The organism is Tepidicella xavieri (genome assembly GCF_004363315.1).
Classification (GTDB): domain Bacteria; phylum Pseudomonadota; class Gammaproteobacteria; order Burkholderiales; family Burkholderiaceae_C; genus Tepidicella; species Tepidicella xavieri.
The window spans coordinates 41811-60316 of sequence record NZ_SNYL01000010.1; the positions used below are offsets into that span (position 1 = coordinate 41811).

The following is an 18506-nucleotide window of genomic DNA, read 5'->3' on the forward strand; positions in this document are numbered from 1 at the left end:
GGGCGTGCGCCCAAAAAAGAAAAGGGGACAGAGCGAGTCTGTCCCCTGTGATTGGTGGAGCTGGGGGGAATCGAACCCCCGTCCGCAAGCCTTCTTCGCGCAGTTCTACATGTGTAGTCGTCTGATTGGATCTCGCCTGACAAGCTGCGCAGCGACACGCTGCAAGCCAAGCCAGCAACCTTGGGTCTCACTGCCAGGCAAGTTGCCCGCCTGACAGCCAGCCTATGTGAATTCCCTCGCAGTCAGGACGGCTTTGCAGCCACCCTCACCCAGCCCACAGGCCAACTGTTGCGAGGCTCGCCGGATTAGGCGGCGAGTGTGAAACGTTCGTCGTTTGCAGTTACTTTTTTTCTGCGGTTTAACGAGGTGACAGAACCTCGACATGCCCTGCTGCGTGCCCGAACCCACGTCGAAACCAATGCAGCCCCATAGCCGCTTAGTTTACGTCAAGTCCAGAAAGTTCAAGAGGGCCATGGGCGTCTCGATGACGGCATCGGCCCCCCAGGCATTCACATCGGCTTCCACACCCAAATAGCCATACCGGGCCGCGATCGTCGGCATGCCCGCGGCTTTGCCGGCGACGATGTCGCGATGATCATCACCCACATAAATGCATCGATCGGGTGCCACCCCCAGACGCCGTGCGGCTTCGAGGAGCGGGGCCGGGTGGGGCTTGGGGTGCGGCGTGGTGTCTCCGCCGACAACGGCTCCCACCCGCGCAAACAACGGCATGCCCGCGGTCAACGGCAACGCAAAGCGTTCCAACTTGTTGGTCACCACCCCCCACGCCAAGCCGTGGTTCTGCAAGGCGCGCAGCATCTCATCCACTTCGTCAAACGGCTGCGTGCGTTGCGTCATGCAGGCTTGATAGCGGTCAAAGAACTCCTGCTTCAAGCCCTCGAAATCGGGATGATCCGGCCCGTAGCCAAACGCGACTTGAATCATGCCACGGGCACCGGCACCGGCCAATGGTCGGTAGCGTGCCAAAGGCAGTGAGGGCAGACCACGGGCAACCCGCATCTGGTCTGCCGCATACCCGAGATCGGGCGCACTGTCCACCAGGGTGCCGTCCAGATCGAACAGCACCGCCTGCACGCCCGCAAACTTCATGCAGGCTCCTTTTGCGTGGCCAACAGGTAGTTCACACTGGTGTCGCCACTGAGCCAGTAACGACGCGTCAGCGGGTTGTACTCCATGCCTCGCGTGGCCCGAAGCGTCAGGCCAGCAGCGCGGCAATGCGCCGCCAATTCACTCGGCTTGATGAATTTGGCGTACTCATGCGTGCCTTTGGGGAGCAGTTGGAGAATGTACTCTGCGCCCACGATCGCAAACAGGAAAGACTTGGGATTGCGGTTGATGGTGGAGAAGAACACCCACCCCCCTGGTTTGACGAGGCGGGCGCAGGCCTGGACCACCGAGGCCGGATCGGGCACATGCTCCAGCATCTCCATGCAGGTGACCACATCGAAGCTTTCGGGGCGCTCTTCGGCCAGTTGCTCGGCGCTGACCTCTCGGTACTGGACGCCCGTGGTACCCGCCTCCAGCGCGTGGAGTTGCGCCACTTTCAGCGCCTTGCCCGCGAGATCGATGCCCAGGACCTCGGCGCCTTTGCGGGCCATGGCATCGGCCAGAATGCCCCCTCCGCACCCCACGTCCAACACTGCCTTGCCCGCCAAAGCGGCGAGCCGGTCGATCCACTCCAGCCGCAAGGGATTGATCTGGTGCAAGGGGCGGAATTCGCTTTCCGGGTCCCACCAGCGGTGGGCCAATTCAGAGAATTTGGCCAATTCGGCCGGGTCGGCATTGACGTTTCTGTCCATGGGGGAATTATCGCCTTGCCCGATGGCAGGCAACAAAAAACCGCGCCGAAGCGCGGTTTTTTGCGATCCGTGATGCGATCGGTGGATCAGTTGTTGGGACGGGTGCCCACCACTTCGATTTCCACGCGGCGGTTCTTGGCACGGCCTTCGCGGGTGCTGTTGTCGGCCACGGGCTGAGTCTCGCCCTTGCCTTCGGTGTAGATGCGGTTGGCATCGATACCCTTGCTGACCAGATAAGCCTTGACGGCCTCGGCACGACGCTCGGACAAGCGCTGGTTGTATTCGGCAGGGCCGGTGGAGTCGGTGTGGCCGACGGCGATGATCACTTCCAGGTTGATGCCCTGGATCTTCTCGACCAGGTCGTCCAGACGGGCACGGCCTTCAGGGCGCAGCACGGCACGGTCGAAGTCGAAGAAGGCGTCGGCAGCGTAAGTCACCTTGGCAGCGGCCGCCACGGGCTCGGGAGCCGGGGCCGGGGCCGGGGCCGGGGCGGGAGCCGGAGCAGGCGCCGGGGCGGGAGCCGGAGCAGGTGCGGGAGCCGGGGCCTGAGCTGGTTGAGGCACGATGGCACCGTCACAACCTTGAGCAGCGGTGGCCGGCGTCCAGTTGGCGTTGCGCCAGCAGAGCTCGTTGGTGCCGTTTTTCCAGACGGTGCCGTCTGCAGCGCGCCAGTTGTCAATGGTTTGGGCGCCTGCGGCAGAGGCCAGTGCAGCCGTGGCGAACAGTGCTGCGATTTTGTTCAAGTTTTTCATCGGAATCCTCATTGATTAGGGTGAAATAACAGAGAATCAACCGAAGCGTGGTCGCCTCTCCCGAAACGGTTTCATTGTGCCATATTTGATCAAACGCGGCACTTTGAGCCGTTTCGGCATGTTACGGCTTGCAACGCGCGCGACTTTTTGTTGTCTTGCAACAACAGGTCGCGCGGCCTCCACCCTCGCATGCGCTCCACATTCCAGCGCTATACAGACACATAAAATGGCGGATTGTTCCCGAATCACGCCGTCGCACGTATGACCTCATTTGCCAAGGAAACCCTGCCCATCAGCCTCGAAGAGGAGATGCGCCGCAGTTACCTCGACTACGCCATGAGCGTGATCGTCGGCCGCGCCCTGCCCGACGCCCGGGACGGCTTGAAGCCCGTGCACCGCCGCGTGCTGTACGCGATGCACGAGCTCAACAACGATTGGAACCGACCTTACAAGAAGTCGGCGCGCATCGTGGGTGACGTGATCGGTAAATACCACCCGCACGGCGACTCGGCGGTGTACGACACCATCGTGCGCATGGCGCAGGATTTCAGCTTGCGGCACATGCTGATCGACGGCCAGGGCAACTTCGGCTCGGTGGATGGCGACAACGCCGCGGCGATGCGCTACACCGAAATCCGCCTGGCCAAGATCGCGCATGAGATGCTGGCCGACATCGACAAGGAAACCGTCGATTTCGGCCCCAACTACGATGGTTCGGAGAAGGAACCGCTGGTGCTGCCGACGCGCCTGCCCAATCTGCTGGTCAACGGCAGTGCTGGCATTGCGGTGGGCATGGCCACCAACATCCCACCGCACAACTTGAACGAGGTGGTCGATGCCTGCCTGCACCTGCTGCAACACCCCGACGCCAGCGTCGATGACCTGATGGAGATCATCCCGGCGCCGGACTTCCCCACCGCGGGCATCATCTACGGCATCCAGGGCGTTCGGGACGGCTACCGCACGGGGCGCGGCCGTGTGGTGATGCGGGCCAAATGCCATTTCGAGGACATCGACAAAGGCCAGCGCCAGGCCATCATCGTTGACGAGATCCCTTACCAGGTCAATAAAAAATCGTTGCTGGAACGCATCGCCGAGCTGGTGCACGACAAGAAGCTCGAAGGCATCAGCCACATCCAGGACGAGTCCGACAAGTCCGGCATGCGCGTGGTCATCGAGCTCAAGCGCGGCGAAGTGCCGGAGGTGGTGCTCAACAACCTGTACAAGCAGACCCAGTTGCAGGACACCTTCGGCATCAACATGGTGGCGCTGGTCGATGGCCAGCCCAAGCTGTGCAATCTCAAGGAGCTGATCGACCTGTTCCTGCAGCACCGGCGCGAGGTGGTGACGCGGCGCACGGTGTTCAACCTGCGCAAGGCGCGCGAGCGCGGCCATGTGCTCGAAGGCCTGGCGGTGGCGCTGGCCAACATCGACGAGTTCATTCGCATCATCCGCGAAAGCCCCACCCCGCCGGTGGCCAAGGCCGAGCTGATGTCGCGCCGCTGGGACAGCGCCCTGGTGCGCCAAATGCTGACCCGCGCCCGGGCCGATGGCAGCCTCGTCAATGCCGACGACTACCGCCCCGAGGGGCTGGAGCGCGAATTCGGCATGCAGGCCGATGGGCTCTACCGCCTCAGCGACACCCAGGCGCAGGAAATCCTGCAAATGCGGCTGCAACGCCTCACGGGGCTGGAGCAGGACAAGATCGTGGCCGAATACAAGGAGGTCATGGCCGAGATCGACGACCTGCTGGACATCCTGGCCAAGCCGCAACGGGTTTCAGCCATCATTGCCGAGGAGCTGACGGCAATCAAGACCGAGTTTGGCCAAACCAAGCTCGGGGCACGCCGCAGCCAGATCGAGCACAGTGCGCAGGATTTGTCCACCGAAGACCTGATCACCCCCACCGACATGGTGGTGACACTCAGCCATGCCGGCTACATCAAGAGCCAGCCCTTGAGCGAGTACCGGGCGCAGAAACGGGGCGGACGCGGCAAGCAGGCCACCGCCACCAAAGAGGACGACTGGATCGACCAGCTCTTCATCGCGAACACGCACGACTGGATTTTGTGCTTCAGCAACCGCGGGCGGCTCTACTGGCTCAAGGTCTGGGAGGTGCCGTCGGGCTCGCGCGGCTCGCGCGGACGGCCCATCGTCAACATGTTCCCGCTGCAAGACGGCGAAAAAATCAACGTGGTGCTGCCGCTGACCGGCGAATTCCGCAGCTTCCCGGCCGACCACTACGTGTTCATGGCCACGGCAGGCGGCACGGTCAAGAAAACGGCACTCGATGAGTTCAGCAATCCCCGCAAGGCCGGCATCATTGCGGTGGACCTGGACGAAGGCGACTACCTGATCGGCGCGGCGCTGACCGACGGTCAGCACGACGTGATGCTGTTTTCCGACGGTGGCAAAGCGGTGCGCTTCGACGAAAACGACGTGCGCCCCATGGGCCGCAATGCCCGTGGCGTCAAGGGCATGACGCTGGAGGACGGGCAAAGCGTGATCGCCATGCTGGTGGCCGAAGACGAGACCCAGAGCGTGCTCACCGCCACCGAAAATGGCTACGGCAAGCGCACGCCGATCACCGAATACACCCGCCACGGGCGCGGCACCAAGGGGATGATCGCCATCCAGCAAAGCGAGCGCAACGGCAAGGTGGTGGCCGCCACCCTGGTGCGCCCGGACGATGAAATCATGCTCATCACCGACACCGGCGTGTTGGTGCGCACGCGCGTGGCCGAAATCCGTGAGCTGGGCCGCGCCACGCAGGGCGTCACGCTCATCAGTCTGGATGAAGGCGCCAAGCTCAGCGGCCTGCAGCGCATCGTCGAAAACGACGCCAATGGCGACGGCGGCAACGAAGACGGCGCGACCACCGGCGGAGAAACACCGTGACACAAACCATGCGCCAGCGGCCCTACAACTTTTCGGCCGGCCCGGCCGCCATGCCCGAGGCCGTGCTGCAGCAGGCGGCCGCCGAGATGCTGGACTGGCACGGCAGCGGCATGAGCGTGATGGAGATGAGCCATCGGGGCAAGGAATTCGTCTCGATCTGCGAGCAGGCCGAGGCCGACTTGCGGGAACTGCTGGCCGTGCCGCCTACCTTCAAAATCTTGTTCATGCAAGGCGGGGGCCTGGCGGAAAACGCCATCGTGCCCATGAATCTGGCGGCACGGAAACCGGCTCGCCTGATGGATTTCATCGTCACCGGCGCATGGAGCCAGAAATCGGCCCAGGAAGCCCGCAAATATGGCGACGCGACCGTGGCCGCCAGCGGTGCCGATACCGGCTTCACCACCATCCCGGCCCCGGCCACCTGGCCGCTGCGCGACGGCCTGAGCTACGTGCACCTGTGCAGCAACGAAACCATCCACGGGGTGGAATTTCACGAGTTGCCCGACCTGCAGGCGCTGGGTTGTGACGCCCCGCTGGTGATCGACTTTTCCTCGCACGTGCTGTCGCGTCCGGTGGACTGGTCGCGCGTCGGGCTGGCCTTTGGCGGAGCCCAGAAAAACATCGGCCCCGCCGGCGTGACGCTGGTCGTGGTGCGCGAGGATCTGCTGGGCCACGCCCTGCCCGTTTGCCCCAGCGCCTTCGACTACCGCACCGTGGCCGAGCACGCCTCCATGTACAACACGCCACCGACCTACGGCATCTACATGGCTGGACTCACCTTTCAGTGGCTCAAAGCCCAGCGCGAAGGCGCGCTCAGCGGCGTCGCGGCCATGGAGGCACGCAACCTCGCCAAAGCCCGGCTGCTGTACGACTGCATCGACGGCTCGCAGCTCTATGTCAACCGGGTCGATCCGGCGTGTCGCTCACGCATGAATATTCCATTCCAACTGCGTGAGGAGCGACTCAACGACGCTTTCCTGGCCCAGGCTCGGGCGCACGGGCTGTTGCAGCTCAAAGGGCACAAATCCGTCGGCGGCATGCGGGCCAGCCTGTACAACGCCATGCCCTTGGAAGGGGTGCAGGCGCTGGTCGAGTTCATGCGCGATTTCGAGCGCCACCATGCCTAACCCCCTCCTGCGCCCCGTGCCATGACCGACCCACGCCCCCCCCACTCCGCGCCCGGCCCCGTGCAGAGCGAGGCCCTGGCCGCGCTGCGCCAGCAAATCGACGCCATCGATCAGCAATTGCTGAGCTTGCTCAACCAGCGGGCACGGGTGGCCGAACAGGTGGGCGAGATCAAACGCGCCGAAGGCTCCCCCTTCTTTCGCCCCGACCGGGTGGCCCAGGTCATCGACAAAATCCAGACCGCCAACCGTGGGCCTTTGCTCAACCAGCATGTGGCGGCCATATGGCGCGAAATCATGTCGGCCTGCCTGGCGCTGGAGGCTCCGCAGCGGGTCGCCGTCCTGGGCCCCGAGGGCACTTTCACCGAGCAGGCGGCGATCGAATATTTTGGCAGCGCGGCCAACCTGATCCATTGCAGCAGCTTCGACGAAGTCTTCCACGCCACGGCGGCGGGCACGGCCCAGTTCGGGGTCGTGGGCGTGGAAAACTCCACCGAAGGGGTGGTCACCCGCTCGCTGGACCTGTTTCTGCGCTCGCCGGTGCACATCGTGGGCGAGGTCAGCCTGCTGGTGCGGCACAACCTGCTGCGCCAAGCGCCCAGCCTGGACGGCATCGAGGTGGTGATGGCACACCCCCAGGCGCTGGCGCAGTGCCAGGGATGGCTGTCCACCCATTTGCCGCAGGCCGAACGCCGCGCCGTCGCCAGCAATGCCGAAGGCGCCCGCCTGGCCACGGAGAACCCCGCCTGGGCGGCCATTGCCAGCGAACGCGCCGCCGCGCAGTTTGGGCTGCACATCGTCTCTCACGCCATTCAGGACGAAGCCTACAACCGCACCCGCTTCGCCATCATCTGTCTGCCACAAACCATGGCCATGCCGCCGGCTTCCGGCAAGGATTGCACCAGCCTCGTGGTGTCGGTGCCCAACCGCCCAGGCGCGGTGCACGACCTGTTGGTGCCCCTGAAGCAAAACGGCGTGTCCATGACCCGTTTCGAGTCCCGACCGGCCAAATCCGGGCAATGGGAGTATTACTTCTACATCGACATCGCCGGCCATCCCTCGCAGCCGCATGTGGCCACTGCGCTGCGTGAGCTGCAAAGCCTCTGCGCCTTCTACAAGGTGCTGGGGGCGTACCCGGTGTCGGATTGAGGGCCAGCCACATGCGGCCCACACCGGTGTTTGAGCAATTGGGGCTGATCGGCTGCGGCCTGATGGGCGGATCGTTCGCCCTGGCGCTGAAGCAAGCGGGCTTGGTGCGCCGGGTGGCGGGCTACAGCAAATCGCCCAGCACGTTACAACGCGCCCGTGAACTGGGCGTGATCGACGTGGAAGCGCCCTCGGCCCTGCTGGCCGTCTCTGGCGCCGACCTGGTGCTGATTGCCGTGCCGGTGGCGGCCACCGAAGACACCTTCAAAGCCATTCGCCATCTGGTCGGCCCCGAGGCGCTGGTGATGGACGTGGGCTCCACCAAAGGCGATGTGGTGGCCGCAGCGCGGCGCTCGTTCAAAGACAAGCTGGCGCAATTCGTGCCGGCGCACCCCATCGCCGGCAAGGAGTGCGCCGGCGTGGACCATGCCGATGCCCGGCTGTACCACGGCTGCCAGGTCATTCTGACGCCAACGCCCGAGACCCGAACGGCCCAGGTGGACCGGGCCCGGCAAGTCTGGACGGCCTTGGGCGCGCAGGTGCGCCAGATGAGCCCCGAAGCCCACGATGCTGCCTACGCCACCGTCAGCCACCTGCCCCACCTGCTGGCCTTTGCGGCCATGAATGCCATCGGCGCCCAGCCCCAGGCCCAGGAATTTCTGGAACTGGCTGGCCCGGGGTTTCGCGACTTCACCCGCATCGCCGCGAGCGACCCGAGCGTCTGGCGCGACATTTTGCTGGCCAACCAGGCCGAGGTGCTGGCCCAGGCCCGCCATTTCCGCGCGGCGCTCGACACGCTGGAAGACGCCATGCGCCGTCAGGACGCCGCCGCCCTGCAATCGCTCATCCGCCAAGCCAGCGAAGCCCGCGCCCGCTGGCGGCTCGGCGGCCAGGCCGATCCATCGGCCCCGCCCGAATCCCCCTGAATAGCCCATGTACGCCATCCCGTTTCTGGACATCCCCCCATTGCGCAGCGCAGGCGGCACCGTCACCCTGCCCGGCTCCAAGAGCATCTCCAACCGGGTATTGCTGCTGGCCGCGCTCAGCGACGGGGAGACCACGCTGCACGATCTGCTGGACTCCGACGACACCCGCGTGATGCTGACCGCGCTGCAAACCCTGGGCTGCCAGGTCACGCGACTCGGGCCGCAGCAAGTGAAAGTGCAAGGATTGGGCGGACGCCTGCCCGTGCGCCAGGCGCAACTTTTCCTGGGCAATGCCGGCACGGCCATGCGCCCACTGACCGCTGCGCTGGCCTTGCTCGCCAGCACGCACGGGGGCGTGTTCGAGCTCAGCGGCATCCCCCGCATGCATGAGCGGCCCATCGGCGACCTGGTCGATGCCTTGCGCCAACTCGGCTGCCCCATCGCCTGCCTGGGGCGCGAAGGCTACCCGCCGCTGCGCGTCGGCCATGGCGCGCCGGTGCCGCTGCAGCTGCAAGCCCCCATCCGCGTGCGTGGCGATGTGTCCAGCCAATTCCTGACGGCGCTGCTGCTGGCCTTGCCCCTGGTGGCCCAACAGGATGTGACCATCGAAGTGGTGGGCGAGCTGATTTCCAAGCCTTACATCGAGATCACGCTGGCCCTGCTGGCGCGCTTTGGCGTGGCCGTGATACGCGACGGCTGGCAGCGCTTCACCATCCCGGCCGGCAGCCGCTACCGCTCCCCCGGCGGCGTGCACGTGGAGGGCGACGCCTCTTCGGCGAGCTACTTCATCGCCCTGGGCGCGATTGCCCCCGCATCCCCCGGCCACGACGGCATCACCATCCAAGGCGTGGGGCTGGCGTCCATGCAGGGCGACATCCGCTTCGTGGACGCCGCTCGCGCCATGGGCGCCGACATCACCGGCAGCGCCAACCAGCTCCATATCCGCCGCGGCCACTGGCCCCTGAAGGCCATCGACCTGGACTGCAACCACATCCCCGATGCGGCCATGACCCTGGCCGTGATGGCCCTCTACGCCCAGGGCACGACCACGCTGCGCAACATCGCGAGCTGGCGCGTCAAGGAGACCGATCGCATCGCCGCCATGGCCTGCGAGCTGCGCAAACTCGGCGCCACCGTGGAGGAGGCCCACGACGCGATTCGCATCACCCCCCCGACCCACTGGCACGCGGCCCGCATCCACACTTATGACGACCACCGGGTGGCCATGTGCTTTTCGCTGGCCGCCTTCAACCCGGCCGGGCAGCCCGTGCGCATCGAAGACCCAAAGTGCGTCGCCAAAACCTTTCCCGACTATTTCGAGACGCTGTTTGGCGTGTGCCAGGCCGCGCCGGCCGACATCCCCGTGATCTGCATCGATGGCCCCACCGCCTCGGGCAAAGGCACGCTGGCCACCGCCGTGGCCGAGCGGCTCGGCTACCACGTGCTGGATTCGGGCGTGCTGTATCGGCTGGTGGGGCTGGCCGCCGAACGCCAGGGCATCCCGACCGATGCGGCCAGCCTGACCCAGCCCGCCGTGGCCGAGCGGCTCGGCCAGCTGGCCGCCACGTTGCCAGTGCGGTTTGACGCCGGCCGCGTGTGGCTCGATGGCGAAGACGTCAGCGATGCCGTGCGCACCGAATCGGCCGGCATGGCCGCCTCCCGGGTATCGGCGCTGCCGCCCGTGCGGCAAGCGTTGCTCGACCTGCAACGGCGCTTTCGCGCCCTGCCCGGCCTGGTGGCTGACGGCCGCGACATGGGAACGGTCATCTTCCCGGATGCCGCGCTCAAGGTGTTCCTGACCGCCAGCGCCGAGCAGCGGGCCAATCGGCGCCATAAACAATTGATTTCCAAAGGAATCCCTGCTAGAATAGAAGACCTTTTGGCGGATTTGAAGGCGCGTGATGCCCGCGACATGTCGCGGCAAGACGCGCCCCTCAAACCCGCCGAAGACGCCTTGCCGCTGGACAACTCTGCGCAAAGCATCGAAGAATCGGTGCAGCAGGTGCTGGCTTGGTGGCAGGCGCGGCGCCCGGATTGGGCGCATTGAAGCGCCGCCCGCAAGGGCGGCTTGGCCCTGATGGCCCCGCCGGATGTTCTGCCGTCCGCAGGCCGGAAGGTTATCAACCTGCAACCCGCACACCGCCTGGTGTTGCGATCTTGTACATGCCGCATGTGCCACCACACGCAAAGGCCATGCGGTTTTAGGAAACCACATGTCTGAATCTTTTGCCGCCCTGTTCGAAGAGTCGCTGAAGCGCGCCGAAATGCGCCCGGGCGAAGTCATCACCGCTGAAGTCGTGCGCATCGAGCACAACCACGTGGTGGTCAACGCCGGCTTGAAGTCCGAAGCCTACGTGCCCATCAGCGAATTCAAGAACGACCAGGGCGAACTGGAAGTCCAGGTCGGCGACTTCGTCTCCGTGGCCGTCGAAGCCGTGGAAAACGGCTATGGCGACACCATCCTGTCGCGCGACAAGGCCAAGCGCCTGGCTTCCTGGATGGCGCTGGAAAAAGCCCTGGAATCGGGCGAATTCGTGACCGGCACCACCGGCATGAAAGTCAAAGGCGGCCTCAAGGTCATGGTCAACGGCATCAGCGCCTTCCTGCCGGGCTCGCTGGTGGACAGCCGTCCCACCAAGGACCTGACGCCGTACGAAAACAAGACCATGGAGTTCAAGGTCATCAAGCTCGACCGCAAGCGCAACAACGTGGTGCTGAGCCGCCGCGCCGTGGTCGAAGCCTCCATGGGCGAAGAGCGCGCCAAGCTGCTGGAAACCCTCAAGGAAGGCGCCATCGTCACCGGCGTGGTCAAAAACATCACCGAATACGGCGCGTTCGTGGATCTGGGCGGCATCGACGGCCTGCTGCACATCACCGACATGGCCTGGCGCCGCGTGCGTCACCCCTCCGAGGTGGTGCAGGCCGGCCAGGAAGTCACGGCCAAAGTGCTCAAGTTCGACGCCGAGAAGCAGCGCGTCAGCCTGGGCCTCAAGCAGATGGGCGACGACCCGTGGCTGGGCGTGGCTCGCCGCTACCCCGCCGGCACCCGCATGTTCGGCAAGGTCACCAACATCGCCGACTACGGCGCCTTCGTCGAGCTGGAGCCCGGCATCGAAGGGCTGGTGCACGTCTCTGAAATGGACTGGACCAACAAGAACGTGGCCCCGAGCAAAGTCGTCTCGCTGGGCGACGAGGTCGAAGTCATGGTGCTGGAGATCGACGAAGACAAGCGCCGCATCTCCCTGGGCATGAAGCAGTGCAAGCCCAACCCCTGGCACGAGTTTGCCGAAACCACCAAGCGCGGCGACCGCGTCAAGGGCCCGATCAAGTCGATCACCGACTTTGGCGTGTTCGTCGGCCTGGCCGCCGGCATCGATGGCCTGGTGCACCTGTCCGACCTGTCCTGGAACGAGCCCGGCGAAGTGGCCGTGCGCAACTTCAAGAAGGGCCAGGAAGTCGAGGCCGTGGTGCTGGGCGTAGACGTCGAGCGCGAGCGCATCAGCCTGGGCATCAAGCAGCTGGACGCCGACCCCTTCACCACCTTCGTCTCCATCAACGACAAGGGTGCCACCGTGACCGGCAAGGTCAAGAGCGTGGACGCCAAGGGTGCCGAGATCGACCTGGGCGACGACATCGTCGGCTACCTGCGTGCCTCGGAAATCTCCCGCGACCGCGTGGAAGACGCCCGCAACGTGCTCAAGGAAGGCGATGAAGTCACGGCCGTGATCATCAACATCGACCGCAAGACCCGCAACATCCAGCTCTCCATCAAGGCCAAGGACATGGCCGAGCAACAGGAAGCCATGGCCAGCCTGAGCCAGAACGCCGGCAACGCCGGCACCACCAGCCTGGGCGCGCTGCTGCGGGCCAAGCTGGACAGCAACAACGGCTGATCGGCCGCTTGAAGTCCTCGGGGCCCGGTGCCGACCCACGGCGTCGGGCCCTTTTTGATGTCATACAGCGCATTCCTCTCATGACCCGTAGCGATCTCGTAGATGCCTTGGCCGAACGCTTTGGCCAGCTCGGTCAGCGCGATGCGGAACTGGCGGTCAAGACCATCCTGGAAGCCATCGGCGACGCCCTGGTCAAAGGCCAGCGCATCGAGATTCGGGGTTTCGGCAGTTTCTCCGTCAATCAACGCCCGCCTCGCATCGGACGCAACCCCCGCAGCGGTGAAAGCGTGGCCATCCCGGCCAAAAGGGTGCCTCACTTCAAGCCGGGCAAGGCCCTGCGCGAAGCCGTGGATGCCTCCACGCCGCCGGCGCCTTGAATCGCTGGCGCTGTCGCCCCCGGCGAACTGCCCGCCGCCAGGGCCGCTACAATCCTTCAGACCACTGGGGGATTGTGTGAAATACCTCTCGTGGCTGCTCAAGGCAGCCATTTTTTTCACTGTGTTCGCCTTCGCCCTGAACAACCAGGGTGATGTGCGGTTGCATCTGTTTTTCGGCGCGTATTGGGACGCACCGCTGGTGCTGGTGGTGCTCGTGGCGCTGGGCATCGGCGTGTTCATGGGCATTGGGGTGATGGTCCCTCCGTGGCTCAAGGCGCGGCGCGCGGCCCAGTCCCGGCAGCAAGCCGCTGAGGCGGCCCAGCCCGCTGCACAAGGCGAAGCCCCTCCGCATGGAATTTGATTTCACCTGGCTGCTGTGGAGCCTGCCGTTGGCCTTTGCGCTGGGCTGGCTGGCCTCACGTTTCGACTTGCGGCAATGGCGCTTTGAAAGCCGCCAAGCCCCGAAAGCGTATTTCCGCGGCCTCAACCACTTGCTCAACGAGCAGCAGGACCAGGCCATCGATGCCTTCATCGAAGCGGTGCAGAACGACCCGGACACCTCGGAACTGCACTTCGCCCTGGGCAACTTGTTCCGCCGCCGCGGCGATTACGACCGGGCGGTACGGGTGCATGAGCATCTGCTGTCGCGCGCCGACCTGTCCCCGAAAGACCGCCAGCGCGCGCAACACGCCTTGGCACAGGATTTTCTGAAAGCCGGCCTGCTCGACCGCGCCGAGGCCGCCCTCGTCAAGCTCGACGGCACCCCTTTCGAGGCCGAAGCGCGGCTGGCACGGCTGGCCATTTACGAGCGCACGCGCGAATGGAACAAAGCCGCCGAAGTGGCCGAGTTGCTGGAGCACGCGCAGCGCGGGAGTTTTCGCTTGCGGCTGGCGCACTACCGCTGCGAGCAGGCCACGGCCTTGCGTCAGCACAACCGCACGACGGAGGCGCTCACCCTGCTGGAAACGCTGGTGGCCGATGCGCCGGAGTCGGCCCGGGGCTGGATCGGGCTGGCCGAACTGCGTCACAGCCTGTCGAACACCGAAGGGGCTTGGGAGGCGCTGCGCCAGCTCTGCCTGCATGTGCCCAGCCACGTGCCGCTGGTGGCGCACAACCTGGCCATCTGGGCCAAGCTGTTGCAACGCACCGCCCAAGCGCGTGAATTGCTGCACAGTTGGTCGGCGCGCCATGCGCCGTCGCTGGACGTGACCCAGGCGCTCGCCCACCTGGAAGCCGACCCCACCGCGGGCCGACAGCTCTATATCGAGCATCTGCGGCGCGAGCCTTCGCTGGTGGCCGCCAGCTTGTGGCTGGCTGGTGAGCACTGGGGCCAGGGCGAGGAGGAAAAGCTCGTCAAGCAGTCGCTGGATCGCGCCTGCGACCCCCTGAAACGCTACCGCTGCGCGGCTTGCGGATTCGAGGCCCGGCAATATTTCTGGCAATGCCCTGGCTGCCAAAGCTGGGACAGCTACCCACCGCGACGCGTCGAAGAACTCTGACCCGGACGGAGGCCCTGGATGAACCTGGAAAAAGTGATCTTCGGTTTTTTCATTCTGCTGGCGGCCACGCTCAATTTCGGGTTCTTCCTGGGCGAAATCGACAACCCGGCCCACCACGACATTTACGAGCTGTTTGCCGCCCTGGTGGTCAGCCTGATTGCCACCGTGCTGAAACTGGGCGACCGCACGCAGATCGGGGCCGTGCACCTGTCCACCAGCCTGGTGGCCGATTTGCAGTTGCTGGCCGCAGCCATGGTCTGGGGACATGCCGCGCACATTGCCCCAAGCGGCGTCACGCCCGAAGTGATGGCCAGCATCGTTTCGCTCTCCGGCGGGGCGCTGTTTGCCAACGTGGTCTCCGTCATCATCCTGATCGCCGAAACCATCATGCAGCGCCGTTGAGCGCCCGCCAGCCATGACCCGCCACGAGGAGATCAGCACCTTTTTTCTGGTGCTGAGGCGCGTTCGCAAGACGCTGATTGCGCTGATCGTGATCTACGCCGTCGCCGTGCTGGGCCTGACGCTGGCGCCAGGCCTGCCCGGCGAAGACGGCCAGCCAACGCGGCTGAGCTTTTTCCACGCGTTCTATTTCATCAGCTACACCGCCACCACCATCGGATTTGGCGAAATACCGGCCGAGTTTTCCGAGCAGCAGCGGCTGTGGGTGCTGGTGTGCATCTACCTGTCGGTGATCGGCTGGGCATTGTTCATCGGCTCGCTGCTGCAATTGCTGCAAGACACGAACCTGCAAAACGCGATTCGCGTACGCCGCTTCGCGCTGGAGGTGCGCAAGCTCCACGAGCCCTTTTACATCGTTTGCGGCTATGGCGAGACGGGGCGCCTGCTGTGCGCAGCGCTGGACCGGATGGGCTTTCGGGTGGTGGTGCTCGAAATCCGCGCCCAGCGGCTCGCCGACATCGAATTGCAAAGCTATTCGGCCGACATGCCCCATCTGGCCACCGACGCGGGCAACCCCCAAGTGCTGCGCATGGCCGGGCTGACACAGCGCCATTGCAAGGGGCTGATCGCGCTGACCAATGACGACGCCTGCAACCTGGCGGCCGCGATGACCGGCCGCCTGCTTGCCCCGCGCCTGCCGGTGCTGGCACGCGCAGAAAAACCGGAAACCGTGGACAACATGGCGTCGTTCGACACCCGGCACATCATCAACCCGTTCGAGAAGTTCAGCAGCTACCTGGCCCTGGCCATGCACGCGCCGGCGGCCTACCATTTGCTGATCTGGCTCACCGGGCTGTCCGGCACCACCGTCTCGCGCCACCGCGACCCGCCCCGCGGGCCATGGGTGCTGCTGGGATTTGGCCGTTTCGGCCGCAGCCTGGCCCAACGCATGGCCCAGGAAGGACTGCCCGTGGCCGTGATCGATCTGCATGAAGCGCCACAGGAACCGCTCGACGGCGTGCGCTGGATCCAGGGCGATGGCACCGGCGCCAGTGCCTTACGCCGTGCCGGCATCGAGCAGGCGGTGGGCATCATCGCCGCCACGGCCAACGACGTGAACAACCTGTCGGCTGCGGTCACGGCGCGCCAGCTCAACCCCCATGTGTTCGTCATCGTGCGTCAGAACGAACACACGAATCAGCCGCTGTTCAAAAGCCTGCGCGCCGACATCACCATGGTGCCCAGCGAGATCATCGCCCAGGAGTGCCTGGCGATTCTGACCACCCCGATGCTCGCGCCGTTTCTGCAACGCCTTGAAAGCGAAGGCGAGCCCTGGTGCGAGCAGGTGCTAGAGCGCCTGACCGCTCGGTTCGACGGACAAACGCCCCATGTCTGGAGCGTGCGCATCAGCGAAGCCGAAACGCCGGCCTTGCTGCGCCATTTGCAGGCAGGCGAGATCATCCGCCTCGGTGACGTGCTGCGTCAGCCGTCGCGCCGCAGCGAGCCGCTGGACTGTGAGGCGCTGCAAATCGACCAGCGGGAGGGCGAGCGACTGATGATGCCCGGCCCGGAAGTGGTGCTGGCCCCAGGCGATGAGCTGCTGCTGGCCGGCCGCCGCTCGGCCCAGTCGGCACTGGCGTTGACGGTGAACAACGAGCACGCGCTGAACTACGTGCTCACGGGGCGGGATTTGCCGGGCAGCTGGGTGTGGCGGTGGCTCAGCCGGCAGTGACGCCCCCAGCCGGCCATGACCAAGGGCATCACACGCACGAATAGACCGCTAGCACTGAAGCCTTGGAATCGCCGCTTCAGTGCGCTCGCCTCAGTTGAAAGGCTTGGGCCGCGGCGTCTGATCCGATGAAGGGGGCAGAATCGGCAGCATGAATTGCGGCTGATCCCCCGTCAAGGTCTTGAGGAAGGCGACGATCTGGTCGTTTTCCTCCTTGGTAAACCGCTTGCCCAACTGCAAACGCCCCATGATATCCACGGCTTCGGTCAAGGTATTGGCTGCGCCATCGTGGAAATAGGGATAGGTCAACTCCACGTTGCGCAGGGTGGGCACTTTGAAATTGAATCGATCGGCATCTTTGCCCGTGACTGCCGCGCGACCATCGGGCATATTGCCTTTGTAGGGCTCGACCACGCCCATTTTCTGGAAGGAGTTCCCACCCAAATTGGGGCCGTTGTGGCAGGCCACGCAGCCACTTTCGTTGAACAGCCTGTAGCCGGCAAGCTCATCTTTGGTCAGCGCGTCCGTTTTGCCCAGCAACCATTGGTCGAAACGCGAATTGGGCGTCACCAGCGTTTTCTCGAACTCGGCAATCGCTTCGGTCACCTGATCGATATCGATCTTGTCTTTTTTGAAGACGAGCTTGAATTCGCGAACGTAGGCAGGAATGGACTCCAGCACGTCAATGGCCAGCGTGTGGCTGAAGGCCATTTCCGCCGGATTGGCGATCGGCCCGCCCGCCTGCTCTTTCAAGTCCGCCGCGCGGCCGTCCCAGAACTGGGCCAGGTTCAAGCTGGAATTCAAAACCGTGGGCGAATTGATGGGGCCTTGCTGCCACTTGTCGCCAATGGATGTGCTCAAATTGTCCGACCCGCCACGGCTGAGGTTGTGGCAAGAATTGCAAGAAATGAAGCCGGACTTGGACAGGCGGGGATCGAAAAACAGTTTCTTGCCCAACTCGGCTTTCCCCAAGTCGATCGACTGCGGCGGCGCGATCGGCGCATACAACGAGCGAAACTGGTCGGCCGATGCCACTCCCATGGCTGCCATCCCGGCAGCGGCCACCGCCGCCACAGCCAACATACTTTTGACGTTCATCACTCTCTCCTTCTTGGCTTAAGAACCTTTGTTGTGGCTCAAGGGTAAACCCTGAAGGCAAGAGGGTTATTGACTCAGATCAAACCTGCGGGAGACCGAGGCGGCTCAACCCGCCGGCGGCAGCAGCAGAGATTCGTCGAGTATGCGGTACAGGCGGCCTTGTCGGTCGAGGGGCGCGATGGCGCCGATGCGTACCAGGGCGCTGATCTCGCGGCTGACGGTTTCGAGCTTGAGGTCCATCATGGCCCCCATGTCTTCGCGGGAAAACAGGGTAGTGACGGCCGGGTCGGTGGCGTGGCGCATCTTGAGCACGAAATTGGCCACACGCTGGCGGGCCGTGCCGAAGTTCAGGGCGGCAAGCCAGTCATCGGCCTCCTTGAGCGCCTGCTGCCATTTCTGCAGCAAGCGCCAGTGCAGCCGGGGGGAATTTTGGCTCAGGCGGTGGATCACATCGGACGGAATGCGGCACACGGAAACGTCTGTCAGCGCCACGGCCTCGCTGTCGTAACGGCTGGTGGCCAAGGCTTCGAGCCCGGCCACGTCGCCTGGGCGCAGAATCCGCAGGATGCGCTGGCGGCCGTCCGGGGTCACGCGCACCAGCTTGAGCAGCCCGGTGCGCAAGGTGAAGATGCCGGCGGCAGGCGCGCCTTCCTGATACAGCGACAGGCCGGCGGTGTAGCACAGGTCATCGATCGGCGCATGGATCAGACCGAAGTCCTGTTCGTTGAGATCGGAAAACAGCACCATGTCGCGGATGCCGCAGGACTTGCAGTCAGACGTTCCGCGCCAGGCGGATTCGGTCTTGATCGGGATCATGCCCGAATTGTGCCTTGAGTCGATACCCC

General features: G+C 64.7%; 16 protein-coding genes and 1 other RNA gene. 11 read left to right on the plus strand and 6 right to left on the minus strand.

Translation table 11 applies throughout. The features are described 5' to 3' along the window. Positions 1 to 52: 52 nt before the first annotated feature. From ssrA to ompA, 4 genes are all read right to left on the minus strand, one after another. Positions 53 to 428: a transfer-messenger RNA gene (gene ssrA, locus DFR43_RS09340) on the minus strand. 13 nt (positions 429 to 441) lie between these two features. Next, the gene (gene gph / locus DFR43_RS09345) at positions 442 to 1110 is read right to left on the minus strand and encodes a phosphoglycolate phosphatase (protein WP_133597962.1); all 669 of its coding nucleotides are present in this window, start codon (positions 1108 to 1110) and stop codon (positions 442 to 444) included. After that, positions 1107 to 1820 (minus strand): bifunctional 2-polyprenyl-6-hydroxyphenol methylase/3-demethylubiquinol 3-O-methyltransferase UbiG, encoded by a 714-nt coding sequence (gene ubiG / locus DFR43_RS09350; protein WP_133597964.1) that lies wholly within the window; start codon positions 1818 to 1820, stop codon positions 1107 to 1109. Before ubiG ends, gph begins: the two co-directional genes overlap by 4 nt. Positions 1821 to 1906: 86 nt before the next feature. Next, complete coding sequence (ompA, locus tag DFR43_RS09355) at positions 1907 to 2572, minus strand: outer membrane protein OmpA (RefSeq protein WP_133597966.1); 666 nt, start codon at positions 2570 to 2572, stop codon at positions 1907 to 1909. 261 nt (positions 2573 to 2833) lie between these two features. Between ompA and gyrA the strand changes: the two genes are divergently transcribed. From gyrA to DFR43_RS09410, 11 genes are all read left to right on the plus strand, one after another. Then, positions 2834 to 5470, plus strand: a complete 2637-nt coding sequence (gene gyrA, locus DFR43_RS09360) for a DNA gyrase subunit A (RefSeq protein WP_133597968.1) — start codon at positions 2834 to 2836, stop codon at positions 5468 to 5470. An 8-nt stretch (positions 5471 to 5478) separates the two neighbouring features. After that, on the plus strand, positions 5479 to 6597 hold the full coding sequence (gene serC, locus DFR43_RS09365; RefSeq protein ID WP_133598073.1) for a 3-phosphoserine/phosphohydroxythreonine transaminase: 1119 nt from the start codon (positions 5479 to 5481) through the stop codon (positions 6595 to 6597). A gap of 21 nt (positions 6598 to 6618) precedes the next feature. Continuing rightward, a complete protein-coding gene (pheA, locus tag DFR43_RS09370; RefSeq protein ID WP_133597970.1) occupies positions 6619 to 7743 on the plus strand; it encodes a prephenate dehydratase in 1125 nt (374 codons plus the stop codon). Positions 7744 to 7769: 26 nt separating this feature from the next. Continuing rightward, complete coding sequence (locus DFR43_RS09375) at positions 7770 to 8666, plus strand: prephenate dehydrogenase (protein ID WP_133598075.1); 897 nt, start codon at positions 7770 to 7772, stop codon at positions 8664 to 8666. A 7-nt stretch (positions 8667 to 8673) separates the two neighbouring features. Then, entirely contained in the window at positions 8674 to 10713 is a 2040-nt protein-coding gene (locus DFR43_RS09380; RefSeq protein ID WP_133597972.1) for a bifunctional 3-phosphoshikimate 1-carboxyvinyltransferase/cytidylate kinase, read from the plus strand. Between the two features lie 166 nt (positions 10714 to 10879). Then, a complete protein-coding gene (rpsA, locus tag DFR43_RS09385) occupies positions 10880 to 12559 on the plus strand; it encodes a 30S ribosomal protein S1 (protein WP_133597974.1) in 1680 nt (559 codons plus the stop codon). Between the two features lie 80 nt (positions 12560 to 12639). After that, positions 12640 to 12936 (plus strand): integration host factor subunit beta, encoded by a 297-nt coding sequence (locus tag DFR43_RS09390; RefSeq protein WP_133597976.1) that lies wholly within the window; start codon positions 12640 to 12642, stop codon positions 12934 to 12936. A gap of 76 nt (positions 12937 to 13012) precedes the next feature. Next, positions 13013 to 13297: a lipopolysaccharide assembly protein LapA domain-containing protein gene (locus DFR43_RS09395; RefSeq protein WP_133597978.1), complete on the plus strand. Its 285-nt coding sequence runs from the start codon at positions 13013 to 13015 to the stop codon at positions 13295 to 13297. Beyond that, entirely contained in the window at positions 13287 to 14435 is a 1149-nt protein-coding gene (gene lapB, locus DFR43_RS09400) for a lipopolysaccharide assembly protein LapB (protein ID WP_133597980.1), read from the plus strand. The genes DFR43_RS09395 and lapB overlap by 11 nt, the downstream gene beginning before the upstream one ends. Before the next feature lie 18 nt (positions 14436 to 14453). Next, positions 14454 to 14837, plus strand: coding sequence for a DUF6394 family protein (locus DFR43_RS09405; RefSeq protein WP_133597982.1), 384 nt, complete (start codon positions 14454 to 14456; stop codon positions 14835 to 14837). Positions 14838 to 14850: 13 nt separating this feature from the next. Beyond that, positions 14851 to 16566 (plus strand): potassium channel family protein, encoded by a 1716-nt coding sequence (locus DFR43_RS09410; protein ID WP_133597984.1) that lies wholly within the window; start codon positions 14851 to 14853, stop codon positions 16564 to 16566. Positions 16567 to 16656: 90 nt separating this feature from the next. Here the strand turns inward: DFR43_RS09410 and DFR43_RS09415 are convergent, their stop codons facing one another. Next, positions 16657 to 17661, minus strand: coding sequence for a cytochrome-c peroxidase (locus DFR43_RS09415; protein ID WP_133598077.1), 1005 nt, complete (start codon positions 17659 to 17661; stop codon positions 16657 to 16659). Positions 17662 to 17766: 105 nt separating this feature from the next. After that, entirely contained in the window at positions 17767 to 18477 is a 711-nt protein-coding gene (locus DFR43_RS09420) for a Crp/Fnr family transcriptional regulator (RefSeq protein WP_133597986.1), read from the minus strand. Positions 18478 to 18506 lie beyond the last annotated feature (29 nt).